This is a genomic window from Anabaena sp. EIM26 (genome assembly GCF_057568715.1).
Genome location: NZ_CM172472.1, coordinates 447,578 through 470,493, shown reverse-complemented (window position 1 = coordinate 470,493; position 22,916 = coordinate 447,578). Strand labels below are relative to the sequence as shown.

The 22,916-nt window shown below is 37.5% G+C and carries 21 protein-coding genes; 12 read left to right on the top strand and 9 right to left on the bottom strand.

Going from position 1 to position 22,916, the window contains the following annotated elements:
- Window positions 1–66: 66 nt before the first annotated feature.
- Complete coding sequence (locus AC012T_RS01900; protein WP_487062634.1) at window positions 67–756, bottom strand: Uma2 family endonuclease; 690 nt, start codon at window positions 754–756, stop codon at window positions 67–69.
- Window positions 757–1,109: 353 nt separating this feature from the next.
- Between AC012T_RS01900 and bchB the strand changes: the two genes are divergently transcribed.
- Window positions 1,110–2,636: a ferredoxin:protochlorophyllide reductase (ATP-dependent) subunit B gene (gene bchB / locus AC012T_RS01895; protein WP_487062633.1), complete on the top strand. Its 1,527-nt coding sequence runs from the start codon at window positions 1,110–1,112 to the stop codon at window positions 2,634–2,636.
- 179 nt (window positions 2,637–2,815) lie between these two features.
- Window positions 2,816–4,777, top strand: coding sequence for an ATP-dependent nuclease (locus tag AC012T_RS01890; protein ID WP_487062632.1), 1,962 nt, complete (start codon window positions 2,816–2,818; stop codon window positions 4,775–4,777).
- Between the two features lie 104 nt (window positions 4,778–4,881).
- Here the strand turns inward: AC012T_RS01890 and AC012T_RS01885 are convergent, their stop codons facing one another.
- Window positions 4,882–6,222: a transposase gene (locus AC012T_RS01885; protein ID WP_487062631.1), complete on the bottom strand. Its 1,341-nt coding sequence runs from the start codon at window positions 6,220–6,222 to the stop codon at window positions 4,882–4,884.
- A 145-nt stretch (window positions 6,223–6,367) separates the two neighbouring features.
- Between AC012T_RS01885 and AC012T_RS01880 the strand changes: the two genes are divergently transcribed.
- The 4 genes from AC012T_RS01880 to AC012T_RS01865 are packed head-to-tail and all read left to right on the top strand — an operon-like array spanning window position 6,368 to window position 8,084.
- Window positions 6,368–7,003, top strand: coding sequence for a hypothetical protein (locus AC012T_RS01880; protein ID WP_487062630.1), 636 nt, complete (start codon window positions 6,368–6,370; stop codon window positions 7,001–7,003).
- A 3-nt stretch (window positions 7,004–7,006) separates the two neighbouring features.
- A complete protein-coding gene (locus AC012T_RS01875) occupies window positions 7,007–7,351 on the top strand; it encodes a hypothetical protein (protein WP_487062629.1) in 345 nt (114 codons plus the stop codon).
- Window positions 7,297–7,722: a hypothetical protein gene (locus tag AC012T_RS01870; protein WP_487062628.1), complete on the top strand. Its 426-nt coding sequence runs from the start codon at window positions 7,297–7,299 to the stop codon at window positions 7,720–7,722. Before AC012T_RS01875 ends, AC012T_RS01870 begins: the two co-directional genes overlap by 55 nt.
- 26 nt (window positions 7,723–7,748) lie before the next feature.
- Complete coding sequence (locus AC012T_RS01865; protein WP_487062627.1) at window positions 7,749–8,084, top strand: hypothetical protein; 336 nt, start codon at window positions 7,749–7,751, stop codon at window positions 8,082–8,084.
- 67 nt (window positions 8,085–8,151) lie between these two features.
- On the opposite strand, the gene AC012T_RS01860 is transcribed toward AC012T_RS01865, so the two are convergent.
- Window positions 8,152–9,456 (bottom strand): Tudor-knot domain-containing protein, encoded by a 1,305-nt coding sequence (locus AC012T_RS01860; RefSeq protein WP_487062626.1) that lies wholly within the window; start codon window positions 9,454–9,456, stop codon window positions 8,152–8,154.
- Window positions 9,457–9,781: 325 nt separating this feature from the next.
- Complete coding sequence (locus AC012T_RS01855) at window positions 9,782–10,687, bottom strand: hypothetical protein (RefSeq protein ID WP_487062625.1); 906 nt, start codon at window positions 10,685–10,687, stop codon at window positions 9,782–9,784.
- Between the two features lie 659 nt (window positions 10,688–11,346).
- Here AC012T_RS01855 and AC012T_RS01850 point away from each other — a divergent pair.
- The 3 genes from AC012T_RS01850 (at window position 11,347) to AC012T_RS01840 (ending at window position 15,183) form a co-directional block, all read left to right on the top strand.
- The gene (locus tag AC012T_RS01850) at window positions 11,347–11,508 is read left to right on the top strand and encodes a ribbon-helix-helix protein, CopG family (RefSeq protein WP_015217037.1); all 162 of its coding nucleotides are present in this window, start codon (window positions 11,347–11,349) and stop codon (window positions 11,506–11,508) included.
- A 259-nt stretch (window positions 11,509–11,767) separates the two neighbouring features.
- Window positions 11,768–14,353 carry a GAF domain-containing protein gene (locus tag AC012T_RS01845; protein WP_487062624.1) on the top strand — a complete coding sequence of 862 codons (2,586 nt, stop codon included), beginning with the start codon at window positions 11,768–11,770 and terminating at the stop codon, window positions 14,351–14,353.
- A 344-nt stretch (window positions 14,354–14,697) separates the two neighbouring features.
- Window positions 14,698–15,183, top strand: coding sequence for a hypothetical protein (locus AC012T_RS01840; RefSeq protein WP_487062623.1), 486 nt, complete (start codon window positions 14,698–14,700; stop codon window positions 15,181–15,183).
- Between the two features lie 63 nt (window positions 15,184–15,246).
- Here AC012T_RS01840 and AC012T_RS01835 read toward each other — a convergent pair whose 3' ends face one another.
- From AC012T_RS01835 to AC012T_RS01825, 3 genes are all read right to left on the bottom strand, one after another.
- On the bottom strand, window positions 15,247–15,534 hold the full coding sequence (locus AC012T_RS01835; RefSeq protein ID WP_487062622.1) for a TMEM165/GDT1 family protein: 288 nt from the start codon (window positions 15,532–15,534) through the stop codon (window positions 15,247–15,249).
- Window positions 15,535–15,561: 27 nt separating this feature from the next.
- Complete coding sequence (locus tag AC012T_RS01830; RefSeq protein ID WP_487062621.1) at window positions 15,562–15,966, bottom strand: TMEM165/GDT1 family protein; 405 nt, start codon at window positions 15,964–15,966, stop codon at window positions 15,562–15,564.
- Between the two features lie 93 nt (window positions 15,967–16,059).
- Window positions 16,060–16,410 (bottom strand): YkgJ family cysteine cluster protein, encoded by a 351-nt coding sequence (locus AC012T_RS01825; protein WP_487062620.1) that lies wholly within the window; start codon window positions 16,408–16,410, stop codon window positions 16,060–16,062.
- A 165-nt stretch (window positions 16,411–16,575) separates the two neighbouring features.
- Between AC012T_RS01825 and psb30 the strand changes: the two genes are divergently transcribed.
- The gene (gene psb30 / locus AC012T_RS01820; RefSeq protein ID WP_438888280.1) at window positions 16,576–16,695 is read left to right on the top strand and encodes a photosystem II reaction center protein Ycf12/Psb30; all 120 of its coding nucleotides are present in this window, start codon (window positions 16,576–16,578) and stop codon (window positions 16,693–16,695) included.
- Between the two features lie 74 nt (window positions 16,696–16,769).
- Here psb30 and recJ read toward each other — a convergent pair whose 3' ends face one another.
- Window positions 16,770–18,860 (bottom strand): single-stranded-DNA-specific exonuclease RecJ, encoded by a 2,091-nt coding sequence (gene recJ / locus AC012T_RS01815; protein ID WP_487062619.1) that lies wholly within the window; start codon window positions 18,858–18,860, stop codon window positions 16,770–16,772.
- Between the two features lie 239 nt (window positions 18,861–19,099).
- Here recJ and AC012T_RS01810 point away from each other — a divergent pair, with 239 nt between their 5' ends.
- Window positions 19,100–19,879, top strand: a complete 780-nt coding sequence (locus AC012T_RS01810; RefSeq protein WP_487062618.1) for a Uma2 family endonuclease — start codon at window positions 19,100–19,102, stop codon at window positions 19,877–19,879.
- Between the two features lie 250 nt (window positions 19,880–20,129).
- Here the strand turns inward: AC012T_RS01810 and AC012T_RS01805 are convergent, their stop codons facing one another.
- Window positions 20,130–20,555, bottom strand: a complete 426-nt coding sequence (locus tag AC012T_RS01805) for a hypothetical protein (protein WP_487062617.1) — start codon at window positions 20,553–20,555, stop codon at window positions 20,130–20,132.
- 1,199 nt (window positions 20,556–21,754) lie between these two features.
- On the opposite strand from AC012T_RS01805, the gene aroC reads away from it, so the two are divergent.
- Window positions 21,755–22,843 carry a chorismate synthase gene (gene aroC / locus AC012T_RS01800; RefSeq protein ID WP_487062616.1) on the top strand — a complete coding sequence of 363 codons (1,089 nt, stop codon included), beginning with the start codon at window positions 21,755–21,757 and terminating at the stop codon, window positions 22,841–22,843.
- Window positions 22,844–22,916: the final 73 nt, after the last annotated feature.

The window sequence follows — 22,916 nt, the reverse complement described above, 5'->3', positions numbered from 1 at the left end:
ACAATAAAACTTACTCTTGCGGTATTAGGACTAACAAATTGAATTGTAAATCACTGCACAATAGAGTTAATCAGTACCTAATTTCTGTGTAAAATCCGTGTGTTCAACAGACTGTAAACCAGCTTGTAAAACATTCAACACACCTTGCATATTACCTATTAATAATTCATTTACTGCTAACCATAAACCTGGAAATACCCGACTTTGTAAAATTCCATCTTGATTAGGTGCTAGTTCTAAATATTCACCTTTTTCCAGAGAAAACCAAGTCAATTTTTGGTCTAAAACTTGCCAAACAATATATTCTTTGACACCATTACGGCGATAGGCTTGTTTTTTACCATGTAGGTCAATAGCTGCACTACTAGCAGCAATCTCCACAACTAACTCCGGCGCACCTTCAATATAATCATCCTCACTGAGTCTGGTTTGACCTCCTGCTTCTGGTGTAATAATCAAAACTGCATCAGGTTGAGGTTCGTTATCTAAGTCTAAACGCACCGTGGGTTCAACTCCTAATGCCACACCGGGAGTTAAAACTTCATAATTACCAAGCCATGTTAAGATTCGAGCGTGAGGTTGTCCATGACTTCTAAAGCGCAGAGCAGCAGGCATAATATAAACTATTCCTTCGATTAATTCGGCTTTTTTAGGTTTAGGGATGGCATTATATCGACGCTCAAATTCATAACGAGTCAGTTTGTCGCCGTTTGTCAAAGGAGGAATTGTTGAAGCCAGAAAGGGTATTTTTACCATAATTTTTATAATAGGTAATTAATTCCTGTTGTGTATATTTTAGCAAATTACTGATAAAGACTGATTATATCATTTGGCTTTTTTGCGGTTTATATTAACAAATATCAGTAATGTCAATTGCCCAAAATTGATCGAAAGATTTTGCTAATCATTAAGATTTATTGACTTAAACAACATGAATATTGTTTAAGTCAGTAGCTATAACCCAGTCAGGAACTAGGTTTTACCACTTCCCACGTCAAATAACCTCGCAACAAACCTTATTTGTTCATAACGGTTAGGTTTGAGAAAATCAGAAGCGATTTAATAATCAAGCACTTATAGTTATTTGAGTTGTAAAGGGAGAAAACCGGATGAAATTGGCTTACTGGATGTATTCAGGCCCCGCCCACATTGGCACATTGCGGATTGCTAGTTCTTTCAAAAACGTTCATGCAATTATGCACGCACCTCTCGGTGATGACTACTTTAATGTCATGCGTTCCATGCTATCGCGGGAAAGAGACTTCACCCCAGTGACAACTAGTGTGGTTGACAGAAACGTTTTAGCGCGTGGTTCTCAAGAAAAGGTGGTGGATAACATCACCCGCAAAGATGCTGAAGAACACCCTGATTTAATCGTCTTAACCCCCACCTGCACCTCCAGCATTCTGCAAGAAGACTTACACAACTTTGTGGAAAGGGCGCAGTTGGAAGCAAAAGGGGACGTAATGCTGGCGGACGTGAACCATTACCGCTACAACGAATTACAAGCCGCAGACCGGACTCTACAACAAATCGTTCAATATTACATTGAGAAAGCCCGCAAGCGTGGGGAATTACCAACACAGAAAACTGCTAAACCTTCAGTTAACATCTTTGGTATTTCTACTCTTGGTTTCCACAATAACCACGACTGTACGGAACTGAAACGGCTAATGGCTGATTTGGGAATTGAGGTAAATACTGTCATTCCTGAAGGTGCTTCGGTTCACGAGTTAAAGAATATGCCAAAAGCTTGGTTTAATCTAGTTCCTTACCGCGAACTTGGGTTAACAACAGCTAAATATTTAGAAGAAGAATTCGGGACTCCTTACGTAGATATTACGCCGATGGGTGTGGTGGAAACTGCAAGATGTATCCGCAAAATTCAGCAGGTTATTAATGTCCAAGGTGCTGAAGTTGACTATGAAGACTTCATCAATGAACAAACTCTCCATGTATCCCAAGCAGCTTGGTTCTCCCGTTCTATTGACTGTCAGAACTTGACTGGGAAGAAAGCGGTGGTTTTTGGTGATAATACCCATGCGGCGGCTTTAACTAAGATTTTGGCGCGGGAAATGGGGATTCATGTGGTTTGGGCTGGTACTTATTGCAAGTATGATGCTGACTGGTTTAGAGAACAGGTGAGCGAATATTGCGACGAGGTATTGATTACAGACGATCATGGTGAGATTGGGGATGCGATCGCTCGCGTTGAACCTTCTGCTATATTTGGTACACAGATGGAACGTCACGTTGGTAAACGTTTGGATATTCCTTGCGGTGTGATTGCAGCACCAATTCACGTGCAGAATTTCCCCATTGGTTACAAACCATTTATGGGTTATGAAGGTACAAATCAAATCACTGATTTAATCTACAATTCCTTCACTTTGGGAATGGAAGATCACCTGTTAGAAATCTTTGGTGGACACGATACAAAGGAAGTAATTACCAAAGGAATTTCCGCAGAATCTGGTTTGAATTGGACAAAAGATGGACAAGCAGAATTGAATAAGATTCCTGGTTTTGTGCGCGGGAAGGTGAAGCGAAATACCGAAAAGTTTGCCCGTGAACGTGGGTTTAAAGATATCTCGGCTGAGGTATTGTATGCCGCTAAGGAATCTGTAGGGGCGTAGATTTCGAGGTTAGTTAATAAGAGTGAGTGGTGAGGGGTAAGATTTACTCTTTACTACTTGCTCTTATTTTATATTCTGAAGTTATTGATTTTGGCGTAAAGCTAGAGTTTTTCATAAAAAATACTCTTTTAGTATATAATGCTATCTATTGTATTTGACAATATCTAAATCCACCTAATATGAAACTTTCCTTTGTTAAACCTCATAAATCAATTAGGGCTATTCCAAATCTTGAGATACCTGATTTTATAGTTTTGACTGGAGTTAATGGTGCTGGAAAAACTCACTTATTGGAAGCAATCGAAAAAGGTTGTATTTTGGTTGACAATATCACAATAGATGAACAGACAAAACCAATTCGGCTCTTCAATTGGATGAATCTTGTACCTAATGATAGTGGTGCTATGGCTCCTTTTCAACTAAATCAAGAGAGATATGATTTGTGGTCTCAACTTTCACAGTCCATTAATGAATATCGTCCTCCAATTTATAATACATTACAGACTTTTAATAAACCTGAACTCTTAAATATAAATATTCATACTCTTGTAAGTATGAGTACAGAAGAACTTATAGAACTAGGGCTAAATTCAGATCAAGTACAGCAAATTTTACAGACAATTAAAAATGTAAGTCAACGCGCTAAAAATAAGTTCATACAAAATGACCGTAGTTATCGCCCAACGTTACTCAATCGTTTGGAAGAAAAAACTAAGATTCCTCTGATAGCTTTTGAACAAGAAGATTTTTATGATAACTTTCCTACGACACATTGGATGTCTGTAGATATGTTTCAGCAATCTTTTGGTAGACTTTTCGCAGAGTATCAAAGAAATTGGCTTTTGAATGAGCTTAAGGAGCTTGGACATTCAAAAGGGAATAAGAATGTTACATTTTTATCAGAGCAAGAGTTTAGAATACAACATGGAGAACCACCTTGGGATTTTTTAAATAATGTTTTTGAAGCAGCAAATTTAGATTTTCGTATCAATAAACCACATGAATATGAAGATCGTCTTTATGAACCAATTCTTACAGACAAATTAAGAGGAAACATTGTCAAATTTGCGGATCTCTCCTCTGGAGAAAAGATTTTAATGTCATTTGCACTATGTTTATACTATGCGGAAGACCGTCGTCAGCTTGTAGATTATCCAAAAATTCTGCTTTTTGATGAAATTGATGCTCCATTACATCCTTCTATGACTCAATCTCTTTTAAATACAATACAAAATGTACTCATAAATCATCATAAAATTAAAGTAATATTCACAACACACTCACCCTCAACAGTAGCTTTAGCTCCAGAGGATTCAATATATATCATGAATAAAACTGGAGAAAATCGTTTACAAAAAACGACAAAAGATAACGCGCTTGCTATTTTAACGGCTGGTGTTCCCACTTTAAGCATAGATTACGAAAATCGTCGTCAGGTATTTGTTGAAAGCCAATATGATGTTGAATTTTATGAAAAGATTTATAAGAAACTAAAGAACTATTTAACACCAGGAATTTCACTCAACTTTATTTCATCTGGAGTAGGCGGTAAGGGAAACTGTGACCAAGTTGAAGAAGTTGTAACTCAGCTATATGATAAAGGTGGTAATAAAACTGTTTATGGAATTATTGATTGGGATTGGGATTTGAAAAATATTGAAAGCGAGCGTGTGAAAGTTCTCGGTGAAGGAAATCGTTACAGCATTGAAAATTATATTTTTGATCCACTTCTCTTTGCTGCTTTCTTATTGAAAGATAAGTTAATCGAACGCTCAGAGATAGGTTTAAATGAGAATGAGACATATATTCACATTGCTACATTGGATAATATTCGGCTTCAAAAAGTAGCTGATTTTATAGTAGATAAGGTGAGAGAACAATTACCACCTCAAAAAGAAGAAAATAATCAGCAATGCTACTATATTAGTGGACAATTAATTAACTTGCCAGAATGGTTTCTTCATATTCAAGGGCATGAATTGGAAACTAATCTAAAAAATATTTTTCCAGCCCTCAAGCGGTTTCACCAAGAACCTAAACTTAAAGAAGAAATTCTAAAGACTGTAGCTGATGATATGCCACAACTGCTTTCTAAAGATTTTATACCATTGTTCCAGAAAATTCAGAATGTTAACTTTTAAACACAATAATCATTGAGTCCGTTTTAACGGACTTCGGCTATTAGACTGGGAATTAATTCCCATACGGGTTAGAAAGCTAACTGAATAACAATACTGTAGCCAAATTACGAGGGTTCAACGGCTGTAGAAGCATTGTGAATACGACCAAGAGAGGTAAGCTTGGCAAAAATCTGGGATAATAAAATAGGCTCAGGCTGTTGCGGAAGCATTTTTAACATTTCCCGAACATATCGAAAACCACGACAGTAAGCCTGAAGATCAACAATGCCAGAACCAGGATTATCTTGACGGAACTGAGCTAGAAGATAATGAGATAAATTGACCATAAAAAATGAAAGGTTGACAGCATTAGTCACCGCAGTTTGACCCCTGTTCATAAAATCTTCCAATCCCCAAAATTGTTTAGCATCACGAAAATTAAATTCGATTTGGAAGCGCAGTTTATAATAGTCAATTATTTTGTCATATGATAAAGTTAAGTCACTAGAAAACAGAATTACGTGACTGCAAGCATTAGTTTTCAGATTGGTTTTTACTAAAATCACTACATTCAAAGGCTGGGCAAATTCTTTGTGCAATAAGGTAGATTGATAAGTATTTGTTTGGATATCTTCTTCAATACTAATTTGACACAAATATTTATCAGATATATTGTGCCAGTCCAGCTTATCTCCGTATTTACGACGAGAACGATGATTGGGGTCAGGATGTTGGTAAGGTATATATAATGCCGAATCGTGGCGTAACTTGGAAATTATGTGTAACTTTACCTGCCTAGCCATCTGCAAAGCATTATTGTTCCCAAAGTGACCATCTACGACTAAGTAAGTGAGAGGAATAAAATTAGCTATTAACTTGAATAACTCATTAATCATCTTCTGAATTCGTAGTAACTCAGATGTCAAAAAGACTTCCGTTTTATTTTTGTTTTTACTTCCTTTAGGTCGTCCTCGTCCACGTTTTTCTTGAGATTTTATTTCTGGGATTGACGATACAGTATTTTTTTCTACATCACTCTTGATTACTTGTTCTATTTGAATCGGAAATGAGTGTCTTTGTTGAACACTTACTAATGATAAGGTAAAGAAAGATAACCCCGATATTGGTTTGCTTATTAAACTGGAAAAAAACCTATCTAATCCGTAGGTTTTTTTCCCGGCTTTGCTTATTACTACTTCGTCTCCTGCCAACAAATAAACATCATTTGGGCAGAACAAATGCCGCCGAAAAAACACCCAGAACACCGTTGTCCACGGTATGACTGTACGAAAAAATCTGATTACCGTCCGATAACTACCACCACTAAGCGTCCAACGCGATATTCCCAACATTGTGACTCGCCCGCTCATGGCTAACATGGCCGTGATGATCTGGCTCAACTGCCGCATCGTCGTGACTTTTATTTCTGGCAGTAGGCATTGCAACAGTGCTAGTATGTCAAACATGGGCTGTATGTGGCTTTCGAGTTGTCGTTGTGGAAGACTATAACTCTACTACATCAGCCCTCTTTTTATACTCTTTTTTTGGCTACAGTATTGAATAAAAAATATGCTATTCTATTTTTAGTAATTGTTAGATATTACAATCACTATGAAAAAATTTCGAGACTTATATATATACCTCAATAGCTATGATATTGACCAATTAATTAAACATTTAACCGATAATTGTACAAACAATTGGTCAAGAGCTTACGAACGCGAGAAAAACGCAGTTCTCTTAGAAGAAAAAGCCTACTGTTTTGAACATACCACAGGAGATGGTTTAGAAGCGGCGGGTTTAATACTTTTCCAGAAAGATCATAATACTTGGTTTGTATCTAATATTGTACCAGCAGAAAAAGGTCAATTATCTGTTGATGAATACAATCAAATCTTAGTAGATTTCTTTGAGAAAATTGTACAACCTGCCATTGAAAATACTCCTGTAACCACAGAACTAACAAACGATCAAGAATTTATTGAAAATCTGATCGGTAATGATGCAGCAGCATTATTAAATCAATTTGCTGTTTATGCAAATAAATTTACCGTTACCTCACATCCTGTAGATAGAAAAAAATGGTTTGATTTCATATTATCTGTAAATTCCAAAGGCGTAAAATTAGATTCTAATTTATTAAGTATGTCCTTAATTGAAAAAGGATGGTCAAAAGAAGCAGTAGATAAATTAGTCACAGAATACGAATTTGCAGATGCTTTGCTGAACTATACAAAAGGACAATGATGAATGTTTATTAGTTCAAAAGAGCTAAGTGAAATTATTATCTCTGCACCTGCACCAGTTTTATTTTTAGACACTTGCATAATTTTAGATATTATCCGTTCTCCATTTCGAGATAATATATCTACTAACGAAATATCCGCATCTTTAGAACTGATTAATAAATCACAACTAAATAATCCTAGTGTGTGGTTAGTGACAAATCAAATAGTCTATACAGAATGGAAAGAAAATATAGAAACTGTCAAAATAGAACTTACAGAAGAAATAAAAAAGGCAGAACTAAAAAGAGAAAAATGGTTAATGCTGCAAATATTATCTTTGATTTTAACCATGATTTTGGACAAATAATAAAAACTCTAAATCTCCCTGAACATCTGGGAAATCTCTCCAAAAGTCTCCTAGATAAATGTGAGAAAATAGCAATAGATGATTCTCATTATGTAGAAGCAATGAAGAGAATTAATAAATGTGATGCTCCTGCTCAAAGAGGTAAAGATTCAGCTAAAGACTGTCAGATATTTGCGGCTTTTTTAGATATCGGTAAGCAATTGAGAAATAAAAATTTCCAGAAAAATGTTTGCTTTATCAGTACAAATTTTCAAGATTATGGAAAACCGAATGCTCCTAAATCACCTCTTGATCAAGAAGTTGTTAGTATTAATGCCAAATACTTAAATAAATTAGAATGGGGTTTAGCTATTATTGAAGGTAGAGTATAATTCTGAAAATCGAAAAAATCAAACTCATGGCTGATTATGAATGTTATCCATTATGGTGGGTAAATTCTGATAAAGCTGGAGATATTGACCCAGAAACATTACCACTGAGTCAAGGAACTATTACACGTTTGGAAAAATGGGCTGACATTTATGATGCAAAATTGAACTGGGAAGATCCTAATTCATCAGGTTTTCCCAGTTTAGAAGTTAAAGAGGCTTTTGAAGCAGAAGGTATTAGTTTGTGGAAGCAACTGCAAAAAGAACTTGCACCTAATTATGAAGTTGTTCATTTCAGTGAAACATTACGTAAAGTTGTAACTGATATGAATGAATTAGAATCTTTACGCAATATCCATACTTAACGGATAGTCAACTAAAAAAGTCAACAATGACAAAAGCCTCCTTATGCCAATAATACTTGCTCAGTAGTTAGCAAATATCGTCTAGATCAACCCATTCATCATAGGATGAGTCATAGTCAATGTAATGTACAAAGTATTGTTGACCTTGAATTTTATTGATAGTTGCAGAATACCATTCTTCATTATCCTCATCCCAAACTTTGACCTTTAAACCCACAGCATATCCATTATCATCGGATGCAGCTTTGTCGCGGATACGCAGATAATCTGGTTCAACCCATTCATCAGAGGATGACCCGTAACCATCGTAATGAATAAAGTATTCATTATCTTTGACTTTCTCAATAGTTGCAGAATACCAATCTTCTTCTTCTTCATCCCATACTTCTACTTTTGTTCCTACCGCATACTGATTATTATCAACCTTGACAGTAGATGATATTTCTCGGACTGATGATTTTTCCTCTTGCTGAATTTCCTGTTTAACTAAAATATAGGATTGCTTGATCAAACTAAAAGCCACAGTTTGAATCCCTGTATGCTCATAATAATTGGTAGTTTGATCGATGAATGCTGCTACAAAGTCTAGATTATCATCAGCAATTTGAATAAAATTACCCAGACTACTAAAAATTGATTGCGGAGTTATACCTGTTTTGGATACTAAATTAGATATCCAGTCTTGTACAGAATTAAAACCTTGAGTAATAAAACCAAGCTTATCAGTGGGATTATTACCTGGTAAAGAGCTATTAATAGCTGAAAAAACTGGGTTTTGAGCTATTTGACTAGCATCAGTGCCACTAATGAGTTGATGAATTTTGTTAAGGAAATCAGGGCCTAATGGTAGAATCCCATCTAGACAAACTAAAGCTATCATCCTCATCAGGGAGGCATCTTGATAGTTGTTGGCTAGAGACTTGGCAAACTCTTGGGGGTTAGGTTGCGGAATGCCATTTAGTTTGCAAAAAACGATGATTTCAACAGCAAGTTTCAATACCAAATCAATTGTTTGGGTGAGGTCTGCTTTTGGTGTAATATTGCTCAAAAAAGAAAGAACACCAATTTTCTCACCAACCTTGTTCGCTAAAGCTGCCGCTGCCATAGCTGTGTCTGCTTTATCAATTGTTTGATAAAGCTTAATTGCGCTCTGGTAGCCTTGTTGAGGATCGTGATATAAAATAACAGCACGCTCCCGGATTTTCTGGATTACCTTAGCATCAGTTTCTCCGGTAATGGCACGGATGCTATTGTCAAAACCCACCAAATTGTTCCATTGACTTGGTGCTACATAATCGACAGCCTTTAAAACTTTGACGGTAATATTATCAGTTGATAACTCGTCTACTAACTGAATAATTGATTTTTCCATCAGTAATCCTCAAATAATCCTCAAAAACAAAAATGGGACGTTATTGATAGAGTTCCCTAAATTGGTAAAAAAGTAACTTTCTTTTTTATCTGAAATAGGACTTACGCAAGTGTCATACTAAAAATCTGTTGTAGGGTGCGTCAGACTGCATAAATTTTGCAAATAAACAGAAAGTCCCTCATGGTGTATCAAAAACTCTCAGATCCCTCCTAGCCTTGATAAGAGGGGGAATGAATCTATCAAAGTCCCCCTTTTGAAGGGGGATTTAGGGTGATCTACAGGTATTGGATACCACACCAAAAAGTTTTCAAATATCCTCTTAAACTTAGTTCAGCGACTGTTCAGATGCAATATATTGTTGTTGACAATATTCCTGAGTTGGTGTTACAGAAACAACTTCCACTTCCACAGGTTTTTCTGTGGTTGGATTAATAATAAACTCGCTCGGACCTACATGGGGTTTTTGTAGATTTCCCCAATCATAGGTATAACCCAAACCTGACCAAGGATAATATTCCTTTTTTGCATTGGTGTAAGAATTGGTGTATATTGCCTTGATTATAGGACTGCTATCTGGCACTGGTAAAGGTAAAAGATTGCAACTAGCATCGTCAATTTCTGGATCAATACAGGGTCTGATTAAATCTTCTCCTTTTACCCACATTTCCACAAAATGGGTTTTAGTAGAATACTTATTTAAAATCAACCCTAAATACTGTTGTAACCGCAGTGAAAGTTCAACATTATCAGGAATATTGGCATCTATGGCTTTATATTGCTGACAAAATTCTTTAACTTGTGGTGATGCTGTAAACCAAGTTTGATAAGCAAGTTGTTTTTTTGCACCTATTGGCCAATCTACACTTGGGTTACTCACATATTTCCAAGTAGACATTAGATACTCAATTTTACCATTATTCTCTCTCCATTTAATTCTAGGATTACTTGGAGACAATGGCCAAAGATTGCTAACTACCTCATCTGCTAATGGCTGTTTTGCATCTTCAATACTATCTGCTAATGTTTTGGTCAAAACATTGTAAGTTTCCGGTTGATATTGCAATAGATACTCGTAAACGTTAATAGGTACTTCTGCTTGAGCTAATTGTGCTTTTAGTACTTGTGTACTATAGTCTGTAATTTCTTCAGCTAATACTCTCTGCTCCCATCCAAAAATTAAGAAAGCACAACAAAGTAAGCCTACAAAAAAGCGTTTCTGCCAATTCTTCATGGTAAATGACTTGGTGGTATTTATTGTTGCTGTAAATTCAATTACAGGTTAGATTTTATATTAAGGTTTTACGAAATAACCGATGTGTTTACTTTTTGTAATTCACAATTATATGTATAATATAAAACTTTACATCAAGTGATTTTATTGGAAAAATTATACCTTCACTACAAATGATAATTCGGGAATTTTGCCGAATTTAAAACAATGTCTTGTTATTTTTCTAGTATATGTACTAAATTTTAGACAATAATTGCAGCTTATTTACGTAAATTTATGCAGCTAGAGTAATACTAAGGGAAAACCAGAAAATAAATTATCTAATCTAGGTGCGTAACAGCTTACTATGGCTATCGACAAGCTCTGTACAAGTCCTGCCCGTCCTTGATAATTTGCGGGCAAGATGTCCGCACCACAAGAAATTTTTGTAAATTTTTTTATTTGGAAGTCCTTAAACCCGAACTGCACCTATAGTTTTTCCGGTGGATAGTCTCCTTAATCTGATTTTTTGGAAGTAATTGATACCAATTTTGAATTTTAGATGGGTAATACTTGTACTGAGGCTATTTCATCCATTGGCAATAATATAACTTATTGCTCTTTCCTGTAATTACCAAATCTACTAAAATCAAGATACCTCAGTTAATGGTATCTGAAATATGCCTAAACCTGAAATTTACATAACTTTTAGATTGACCCAGCCAGAGAAAGATTTACTGAGAGAGTATTGTGAACAAACAGGTAGAAATCAAACAGATGTGTTGCGTGAATTAATACGTGGATTGAAACGTCGCATCAAAAGAACAAATAAGGAGGTTTAAAAACCGCTTGTATTCCCATATCCTATATAATGATTGGTAAAGCTTCCTGCTTTTATATCTGAGTTTGGGTACACTATGCAAGTACTTTTTAGCTCTAACATGAATTCTCAGTTGTTCAGCCTTTTTCCTCCACAGGATTACCCTGGTTAAACAAAGAGTGTATACTGTCAAGCAATGATAGTTAGAAGCAAAACTAAGATAAATTATATAGTACAGTTGAACAGTCGTAAATTCTAAATCCTACTATATCAAATAAATTATGTCAGTGCAGAACCCGAATGCTGAAGAGTCTACAGATTTGATTATTGATATTAATAATCAAGAAGTCTATGAGTTACAAAAAAATGCTTCACCTGTAGTTAGTCTAGCTACAAGAAAAGGATCTATTTCTCAGTTCCTTGCTCCCTTGACTCAAGATACTTTCAAACAAGTAGTTCAGGAAGTAGAGCATAAATTAAGGATTGTCAATGAAACCTTATCCATGCTGGATTATCAGGGTTTTGAAACTATCCTACAAGAAATGCTGCATTCGATCACCTTGAAAACAGGGGAGTTATTAGGAGCAGATCGAACAACAATATTTTTATTAGATGAAGAAAACCAAGAACTCTGGTCTATTTTAGCTGAGGGTAAAGGTAAGCGACCATTAGAGATTCGGATTCCAGCGGATAAAGGTATTGCTGGTGAAGTTGCAACTTTCAAGCGGGTAGTCAATATACCTTTTGATTTTTATACAGATGAGCGATCAGTATTTGCTCAAGAACAAGATAAAAGAAATGGCTACCGTACCTACACAATGTTAGCTTTACCGCTGTTAAATGAAGATGAAAAGTTGGTGGCGGTTGTACAATTATTAAACAAATTAAAATATGTACATAATCCAGAAGATCCGCTGTATGAGCGTATTGATAATAATGGATTTACTAGTGCTGATGAGAAATTATTTCAAGATTTTGCACCTTCCATTCGTCTAATTTTAGAGTCATCTCGCTCTTTTTATATTGCGACACAAAAACAAAGGGCTGCTGCGGCTTTAATGAAGGCGATCAAATCACTGAGTCAAAGTAGTCTTGATTTAGAAGATACCCTGAAACGGGTAATGGCTGAGGCTAAGGAATTGATGAATGCCGATCGCAGTACTCTGTGGTTAATAGACCGCGATCGCAATGAATTGTGGACAACAATCACTCAAGACAATGGTTTACCCAAAGAATTGCGAGTACCAATGGGTAAAGGCTTTGCTGGTATAGTTGCTGCATCTGGTAAGAAGTTAAATATTCCCTTTGACTTATATGAGCATCCAGACTCAGAAACGGCTAAAGCTATGGATATACAAACTAACTTCCGCACCTGTAGCCTACTTTGTATGCCGGTGTTTAACAGCGATCAAGAGTTGATTGGTGTTACCCAGTTAGTTAATAAAAAGAAACTGGGAGATTTTCCTCCTTATGATCCCGCTAATTGGCCTGATGCACCCGAATGCTTCCAAGCTAGTTTTGATCATAATGATGAAGAGTTTATGGAAGCTTTTAACATTCAAGCAGGCGTGGCGCTACAAAATGCTCAGTTGTTTGCCAAAGTGAAACAACAAGAACAAATGCAGCGAGATATTCTGCGGAGTCTTTCTAATGGTGTAATTTCTTCAGATAAAACAGGACATATCATCACTGCGAATGAAAGCGCCAAACGGTTATTAGGATTTGATGATGAAGAACGTTTGGAAGGCAGATTAGTTAGTGATGTTGTGAATATTAAGGAGGGTGATTTTAGTAAGTGGTTTGTAGATGCTTTACACGCAACAGATTTAAAAACTAGTCAGCAATATTACCCTGACCGCACACTTTTGACTACCAGTAACGAACAGCATAGCATTAATTTATCACTGAATACTATTGCTGATGTCAGCGACCAAAATCAAGTTTGTGGCGCACTGGTGGTCATGGATGATATTAGTGATGAAAAGCGGCTCAAGAGTACTATGTACCGTTACATGACTCAGGAGTTGGCAGAAGAACTGCTGAAATTAGATGATGCTAAACTAGGAGGCGATCGCAAAGAAGTTACTATTTTATTCTCTGATATTCGTGGCTACACCACCCTCACAGAAAACATGGAAGCTGAGGAAGTGGTGGGTATGCTCAATGAATATTTTGAATCAATGGTCGAGGCTGTCTTTAAACATAAAGGCACTTTGGACAAATATATTGGCGATGCCATCATGGCTGTATTTGGTTCTCCTCTACCTTTAAAAGAACACGCACGCATGGCAGTGCAAACTTCTCTAGAAATGCGCTCTCGTTTAGAAGAGTTGAATACAAGTCGCCAAGCTGTTAATAAGAGTAGGATCAAAATTGGGATTGGTATTAATTCTGATACTGTTATTAGTGGCAATATTGGCTCTAGTAAGCGGATGGAATTTACCGCTATTGGTGATGGTGTCAATCTTGGTTCCCGACTGGAAAGTGTTAGTAAGCAGTATGGTTGCGATATTATTGTCAGCGATAATACATATCGAATCTGCGAAAAAGATATTTGGGCGAGGGAATTAGATTATATTCGCGTTAAAGGCCGAAATGAGCCAGTAGCTATCTATGAGTTGCTAGGCTTGCGTTCTGATTCGATTAGTGATACCAAATTAGAACTAATTGAGCATTATCATCAAGGGCGTGAGTATTATCTTCAACGTCAGTTCATAAAAGCTCAGTCGGAGTTTGTCAAAGCTTTATTAGCTGACAACAATGACAAAGCCTCTATGTTATATCTAGGCCGTTGTCAGCATTGGATACAGTCACCACCATCTGATCAAACTTGGGATGATGGTGTTTGGACGTTTAATGAAAAATAAGCTTTCATGGGCTTGCTGAAAAAAATCTGCCATTTTTAGGGTGTGTTATGGCTTTTGGCCTAACGCACTACTCATGAATATGAATTTAAAAAAGCCCGATCAATTACCGTATTAATTTCCAAAATTTAGCCGTATTAGGCTTATTTTAATTTCCATTAGCCTAAGTTTTTGTTTTTTAATGGTTTTTATTATTTTGTAATTAAACTTAAAAAAAGAAGAGATAAAACCTCAAAAATCACTGTATATAGGTTGTATAGCCTCTAGTTTGTAACAGTTAATTGATATTTGTTGTCAAATCAATCCTCTAGATAGAAACTAGGAGTACAACACAAGCAATTATTTTTATGAACGCTATTTCTAATTTGGAATTTAAACGGTCAACTTGGCAAACAGCCATTATGTTGACTTTGGGTTTTTGGCTTAGTGCTACTCTGGTTTTAGATTGGGTAATTATGCCTAGTCTTTATATATCTGGCATGATGAACCAAGCTAGTTTTTCTACAGCTGGCTATGCTATTTTCTGGAATTTTAATCGCTTAGAGTTACTATCTGCGGCTGTGGTTTTGACTGGAGTTCTGGCTATTTGCAAAGCCAAATCTAATTGGCATTTGAGTAGTATAGTTTTATCGGCGCTTTTGTTAACAGTAGCTTTGCTGGATACTTATTTTTTAACTCCGCAAATGTGCGCTGTGGGAACGAGTTTAAGCCTATTTGCAGAAAGTGCCGTGCCAGTAACAATGAATGTACTACACGGTGGTTATTTTCTGCTGGAAGTATTCAAGTTTGTTGCTGGTGCTATAGTTTTAAACTGGTGCTGGCAGGAAGTTTAAGGCGAAATTGAAAAATGCGATATCCAAATTATGGTGGGTATTGCCCACCATAGAAATATTAATTTATTCTGACTCGGCTTGACTGTTGGGTAATAGCAAGCGGATAGCGAGGATGGCAAAACCCACAGCCGCGATCGCTTTTAAGATGCGTGTAGGAAAAAATTCTGCAACTGCTCCCCCGGCTAATGCTCCTAATAAGCTGGTTAATAACAGCGCTCCAGCAGTACCAAAGAAAACACCACGCCGAGATTGACCACGACCAGAAAGAGCGATCGCAGCTAACTGACTTTTATCACCCAATTCTGATAGAAAAACTGTAATAAAGCTCAACCCTAAAAGATGCCAATTCATATTGATTCTCTGTATAAATAATATCTACTAACCAATAAACACATCCCAAAATAGCATCACAGAAATCAGCAGCAACATTACCCCTGCTGATTTTTCTACAGTTTTTGGACTGAGTTTACTGGCTATCCAACCACCTAAAAGTACACCTAATAAGCTAGTAGTAATTAATGCAGCCCCAGAACCAATGAATACTACCCAAGGTTGATGAGATTCTGCACTCATTAACAGAGTGGATAGTTGAGTTTTATCACCAATTTCTGCCAAAAATATAGTGATGAAAGTTGTTCCAAACACCATCAAGGCTGAATCCTGCTTTTTGGGACTATCCTCAATTACAGGCTCAAGTAGATAATCACTGGTATCTTTTAGTTCTAACTGGTTTTGAGTCTGAGAGAGATCAGAAATGCTTACAGGTGTAGAGTCGAGTTTCACAGGCGGTTGTCCTGCCACTAATTTGTTTTCATATTCTTTTCATTTTCTCAGATTTTTGTAATAAATTGCAACTCTACTGGATAAAATTCCAGATTATAAGCCAACAGCTTGATCAAAACGGATAATTTCCAAACTCCTATCCCCATAGACACCCTCAATTTGCTGATGACAGCAGTCAATGGCAAAATCACTCAGTTCCTCTGGTTCAATGCCGTACATCTCCTCAAATGTCTCTGCTTCCACCCGACAAAAACGCGGACGATCATCATAAATGCCGCATTCTCGCGTAATATGGTCAAAATTAACGCACCATCCCCCCTCTCCCACCATACTCATGTAAACTTCCAATTCTGCTGGTGTGAGATAGTCTTCCAAATCTGGACGATCTGCTGGATCAAGATGACAGCAGGCTCCACATTGCTTTACACATTGCCAAGTGGCCATAATTTCCTCTACCTTGTGACTTCTCGCTATTTTACTTTTTTATGTTGTTTTCTATAATTTTGTTAAGTAAATTAAATCTGGTGTCCGCTTCCCGGATATGATCTATGGCGGTATTGGCAGTTGAATTATTAAATTTTTTAAGACAATAGAGAGGAAAAGAAAACAATGGAAGCTTTAGCCAACATTAATTGGGAAGTCATTTTTCAATTGACCTCCGTAGGTCTAATCATCATTGCTGGGCCAGTAGTAATCTTTCTTTTGGCTTTTCGCAACGGCAACCTGTAGATTGAGTAATGGGTAATGGGTAATAGGTAATGGGTATAGTTTTTGCCAATTATCAATTACCAATTACCACCTGATCACATGGCTGTTTTGACAATTTTTAACTCATAACTATCCAAAGCCTGAATAGCAGCTTGAATAATGCCATCATACTGAGGTAGAGATAAATCAACCTTTTTGGCATCATCACGATTGCTACCTAAAAGACCAATGCTATCTCCCGGCTGCATGACTAAAACTTTACCTTCAGGATTTTTAATTCTTAATTCTGAGTCTACGCCATTTTGATAAACGCCACAGGTGTATTGACGCTGTTTATATTCAAAGTTAGCGCGTAATTTTTGAGATGGTGGGGTGGAAAATATTGGAGATTGAGCGGGAATTCGGATACCTACTAACTCCATTTCGATGGTGATTTTGTCATTAAAGTGATTTTCCCGGAGTTTGTAAGCTATATCAACTCGTCCAGGGAGGGGGAAGTAATCACGCCAACGCCAAGCGATCGCTTTCATTTGAGATCTGATATTATCGACAGTCTGCGCCAATGTCAGTTTAATGTGGCCTTTACCGACTATTTGCTGCTCTATTACTTGGGCATTAGGTGTCCAAAATATAGGATCTGGATTTTCAATACCGCAAGGATGGAGAATATTTAGCTGTTGATATAACTCCTGATTGATTTGATTGAGGTTGGCTTGGGCATCAATTTTGAGTAGTGGTTTAAGGTGTTGGGGTTCTAAACACTGATTTGCAAACTCACATAAACGCGATCGCACTGAGAGTAAATTATCTGCTGGTAAAGAAAATCCTCCTGCGGCTTTATGTCCACCAAATTTGCCCAGCAAGTCTCGACAATATTCTAAAGCTGCAAATACATTAAATTCAGGAATTCCCCGCGCCGAACCGCGAATTACGCCTTCATCCTCAAAAGTACCGATGAACACAGGAACACCGTAACGTTCCAGCAACCGAGAAGCGACAATGCCAATTACACCATGATGCCAATTATCTTTAACAACGACTAATACCCGGTCTTTTTGCAAAGAGTTGACATATAAATCTTCAACAAGTGCGATCGCTTCCTGTTCAATTTGCTCACACATCTGCTGACGTTGGATATTTATTTGTTCGCACTGCATTGCTCTTTCCAGTGCTAACCCCATATCATCAGTAGTCAGCAATTCTATCACCGTCTGCGGGTTGCCAATTCGACCAATTGCATTAATACGCGGCCCCAACCGAAACCCAATATCCTCCGGCTTTAACGATTTTGAATTTTGAACTTTCTCCCCTGCTCCCCTGCTCCCCTGCTCCTCTGCTCCTATTGCCTGAACTCCAGCTACTTGAATTAAAGCCTGTACCCCTGGTAACGTAGATGTAGGTAATAGCTTTAAACCACGTTTTACCCAACGGCGATTAACACCAGTTAAAGGAGCTAAATCGGCAATAGTTCCCAAGGTAAACAACGCTAACATTGGTTGCACTAAACCCTTAAGTTGTCCTAATTGCTGGGCTAAACATACGGCTAAAATATAAGCCACACCCACACCAGCCACACCCCGATAAGGTGAAGACTCAGCAATGAGTTTAGGGTTAAGAATCGCATTCGCTGGGGGTAAAACTGGGGGAATGTCGTGATGGTCGGTGATAATGACCTTTAAACCCAGTTCTCTGGCTCTCGCAATTGGTTCAAAAGCAGATATACCATTATCTACAGTTAAAACTAATCCTACCCCTTCGCTGTGGAACTCTTCAATAATGCGTTTGTTAATTCCATAACCTTCGTGCATCCGACTAGGGATAGCGTAATCTACATTAGCACCCAAAGCACGGAGGCTGCGGAGTAGTAATGCAGTACTAGTCATACCATCTGCATCGTAATCTCCACAGATAGCAATCTTCTCTTGATGAGCGATCGCATCTTCTAACAATTCTACACTCACTGCTAAGTCTGGAAAATCCTCTAACGGAGAAGGTAAATCTAAAGTTTCTGGACTTAAAAATACTTGTGCGTCTTCTGGTGTTTTCATCCCCCGATTAATCAACAACTGGCTGATAATTGGAGATATATTCGTTAAATCTGCCAGGTTTTGAGCTAATTCAGGATTTGCCGGAGCAATTTGCCAGCGTTGATTGGGTAAGCGTTTGATGGGTTGGTCATTAGTCATTGGAATTAGTCACTGTGTAATATTCTTATAAGAAAAGAGGTTGAAACCCCCCTAAGATAGAATACATATATATGATTTATATGATTAGTCCCAGTTAACTATGCAACTAGAAGACTACTTTAACTTTTTAGCATCTGATGATATTTGGCTAAAAGGTAACAAGAGTAGGAATTGAAACAATTATATTTGATTACCTAGCATCAGATAAAATAAAAACAAATCAACAAAAGGCAGTCTTTATGGTAGCCCAAATCAGTGAAATCAAATTCCCCACTGAACTGGTAATTTCTTGGGAAGCCTTACCCGATGATTTTCAGTTAGAGGATGAACCAGTGGAAAATACAGGACAGCCAATTTTGGCTGGTGCTTTACGAGAAAGTTTAGAAATTGCGGGTTTCATTCAACCTCAGATGTTGATAGCCTCAAATTTTGGTTTGTGTGCAACATTAAACGGTCAATTTATTGCTAAAGCACCTGATTGGCTGTATGTTCCTGCGGTTAAAGAGATTTTAGCTGAACGCAAAAGCTACACACCCAATTTAGAAGGGGATATTCCAGCGATAGTAATGGAATTTTTATCCGACAATGATGGTGGAGAATATTCTTTTAAGCGAACCTATCCACCAGGAAAATGGTTTTTTTATGAGCAAATTTTACAAGTTCCTGTTTATGTAATTTTTGATCCAGATGGCGGTTTATTAGAATTTTATCACCTAGAAAATGGTCGCTATGAGTTAAAACAACCAGATGAAAATGGTCTACATTGGATTGATTCAATGGGTCTATGTTTAGGAACCTGGAGAGGAGAAAAAGAAACCAGAACAGGGTATTGGTTAAGGTGGTGGGATAAAGCAGGTAATTTGTTACCTTGGTCTGTGGAACAGATTTCACAAGAACGTCAGCGTGCTGAACAAGAACGCCAACGTGCCGAACAAGAACGTCAGGAGAAAGAACGATTAATAGCTTATTTAAAATCTCAGGGTATCGATCCTGATAATTTACCCACAACAATGCCTTGAAATTAAGAATTCAGACCCCTGATTTCTTGAAAAAATCGGGGTTCTTACAGCAGTTTGCGTAGTTAGGAGGTACAAAATCTAATTAGGACTTACGCAAGATTAAACTCAAAACCTGATTCTTGCGTAGGGGTAATTCATGAATTACCCCTACTTCCGTTCTGTTTTGCGTAAGTCCTGCTAATTTGAAACCTATACACAAAGACAGTTTTACTTCTGACTCCTGAATTCTGCTGTAATTATTGCTAATTAATTAAAATATGTTTACTTTACCATCATTGAGAATATAAAGAGAGCGATAACCTGGAAACTTATTACTAGGACGCAGTTCTAAACGCAAAGTCCCAAAATTAGGTTTTGAAGCAACTGCGTCTAAAGACCTTCCCGTATCATCCCAAAACAAGAGAGAAATATTTGGATTTGTACTGTTTTGTTGTTCTGTACGATATTCTTGTCCGGGTTGTAGAGTAATGCGTCGCATTTCTGGTAATTTTTCTAGTTTTAATACTCTAGGTGTGCGGTTTACAACTTGTAAGCGGACATATTGACCAGGTGTAAATTGAAGTGGTTTTGCACCACAATTAGAAGCGCAGGTTCCAGCTAATGTGACATGAGAATTATTAGTTGGTGTTAACAATAAAGTTGTAACAATCAAGGTTGCTGAAATTAACTTAGACATAAGAGGATGTTTGACAAGTTAGAAAGGGCATAAAACAGATCTCTCAGTATAAGCTGTGAATAGATAGTAAACAGCACTGAGAGAATAATGATAGGACTTACGCAAGATGTGACCGAAACCCTGATTCTTCCGTAGTGGTAATTCATGTAGCTTGCTTCCCGAAGGGTATTACCGCTACTTTTGTTGTGTTGTGCGTAAGTCCTAAATGAGTAAAGCATACCCCAGCAACGTAACCCACGCCCAATATGAATTTTTCAAGCACATAATTTTGATTCCATAAAACTTGTCTAACACCCTCTCAGAAAACTGAAAGATTCCAGGGGTCTAAGCGTGAAATATACCCCCAAAAAAGAGAGTGGGAGGAGGCATATCAAGCGCCTTTCACTCCCACTCTACTATTTGCTGCTGAAGCGATTCAGGAATATACACATAACGCCAATCGTCACTTAGGGGGGTAATTTACAGATTAACGATAACGCCTCTACTCAGTGAGTATTCCTATTGCAGCAAACGCTAATTCTATTTAGTTGTCTGACAAACTTCACAAGAGTCATTTGCTAATTTGTGAAACTTCTTCACAACTGCCTTGCTTTCGTTTGTCTAATACAATGTAACTTGGTTCATCAGAAGGTGGTTGCCAAATTGGCATTTTTTTAAATTTTTTATATTGTTCATTGCTAACTTTTGACCAGCTATATTTCTGTTAATGCAACATAAAAAGACTAGATAAATTTCTTGTAAATTTTCCGGATGGACAGAAAGAGATTGTTTTTAAATTAATAGGGGGTTACACCCCTTATCCTTATGATAACTTGATTTCAGTGGATTTTGGCTCCTTTTTTTATTTGCCTAAAAGCTATTTTAAAGCAAGTTAATCCTGTAAAAATAAGGTTTTAGCTATGAGGGGTGAAACCCTTCCTTAATCTATAGGCAGTTTTCTAAAAGTCGTGATTATCGAATTTAAATGGTTAACTCAACGGGTTACTGAGAAGATTCATCAGTTGCGATCGCTTGATATAGAAGTATGTTGATGTTGATAGTACCTTGAGGCTGAAAGTTGGACTAAATAAAGTGTTTAAGTATACAATAATTAGATTGAGCGGATTGAGAATATTGACGAGCCTGGATTAAGAGTGAAATTCAGCAAAACCCCCAACTCCATGTAAAATACAGATTCCAGACTGTATTTCCTCAACATCATGGGCAGCACTTTTGGTCATCTTTTCCGAATTACGACTTTTGGCGAATCTCACGGCGGCGGTGTGGGCGTTATTATTGATGGTTGTCCGCCACAACTAGAAATCTCGGCTGAGGAAATTCAATTTGAGTTAGATAGAAGAAGGCCGGGACAAAGCAAAATAACCACTCCTCGCAAGGAAGCAGACACCTGTGAGATTCTTTCTGGGGTGTTTGAGGGGAAAACTTTGGGAACGCCAATTTCAATTTTGGTGAGGAATAAAGATGCTCGTTCTCAAGATTATGATGAGATGGAGCAAAAATATCGCCCTTCCCACGCAGATGCTACCTATGATGCAAAATATGGATTGAGAAATTGGCAAGGCGGTGGCAGGTCGTCAGCCCGTGAGACAATAGGGAGGGTTGCTGCTGGTGCGATCGCTAAAAAGATTCTTCGTCAAGTCGCCAATGTGGAAGTGATCGCTTATGTTAAGTGTATTAAAGATTTAGAAAGCGTAATTGATACTGATACTGTAACTTTAGAACAGGTAGAAAGTAACATTGTCCGTTGTCCAGATGGCGAAATTGCCAACCGCATGATTGAATTAATTGAACAAACTGGTAGAGATGGTAATTCCATCGGTGGGGTAGTTGAATGCGTGGTGCGGAACGTTCCCAAGGGTTTAGGTGAGCCTGTTTTTGATAAATTGGAGGCAGATTTAGCAAAAGCTGTGATGTCTCTGCCTGCAAGTAAAGGTTTTGAAATTGGTTCTGGTTTTGCGGGAACTTTGTTAACTGGTTTTGAGCATAATGACGAATTTTACATTGATGAAAAAGGCGAAATTCGCACCGTAACTAACCGTTCTGGGGGGATTCAAGGGGGAATATCTAACGGCGAAAATATCATTTTGAGAGTCGCATTTAAACCAACCGCAACTATTAGAAAAGAGCAAAAAACGGTGACTCGTGAAGGAGAAGCAACACTTTTGGCAGCCAAGGGAAGACATGATCCTTGCGTTTTACCCCGTGCTGTACCAATGGTTGACGCTATGGTGGCTTTGGTGTTGTGTGACCATCTGTTACGGCATTATGGGCAGTGTAAGGTGTTGTAGAGGGGACTGATAAGTTAGGGGTAGAGCGATCGCACTTTAAACAAGTGTCACATTTAGAATTAAATGTGCATTT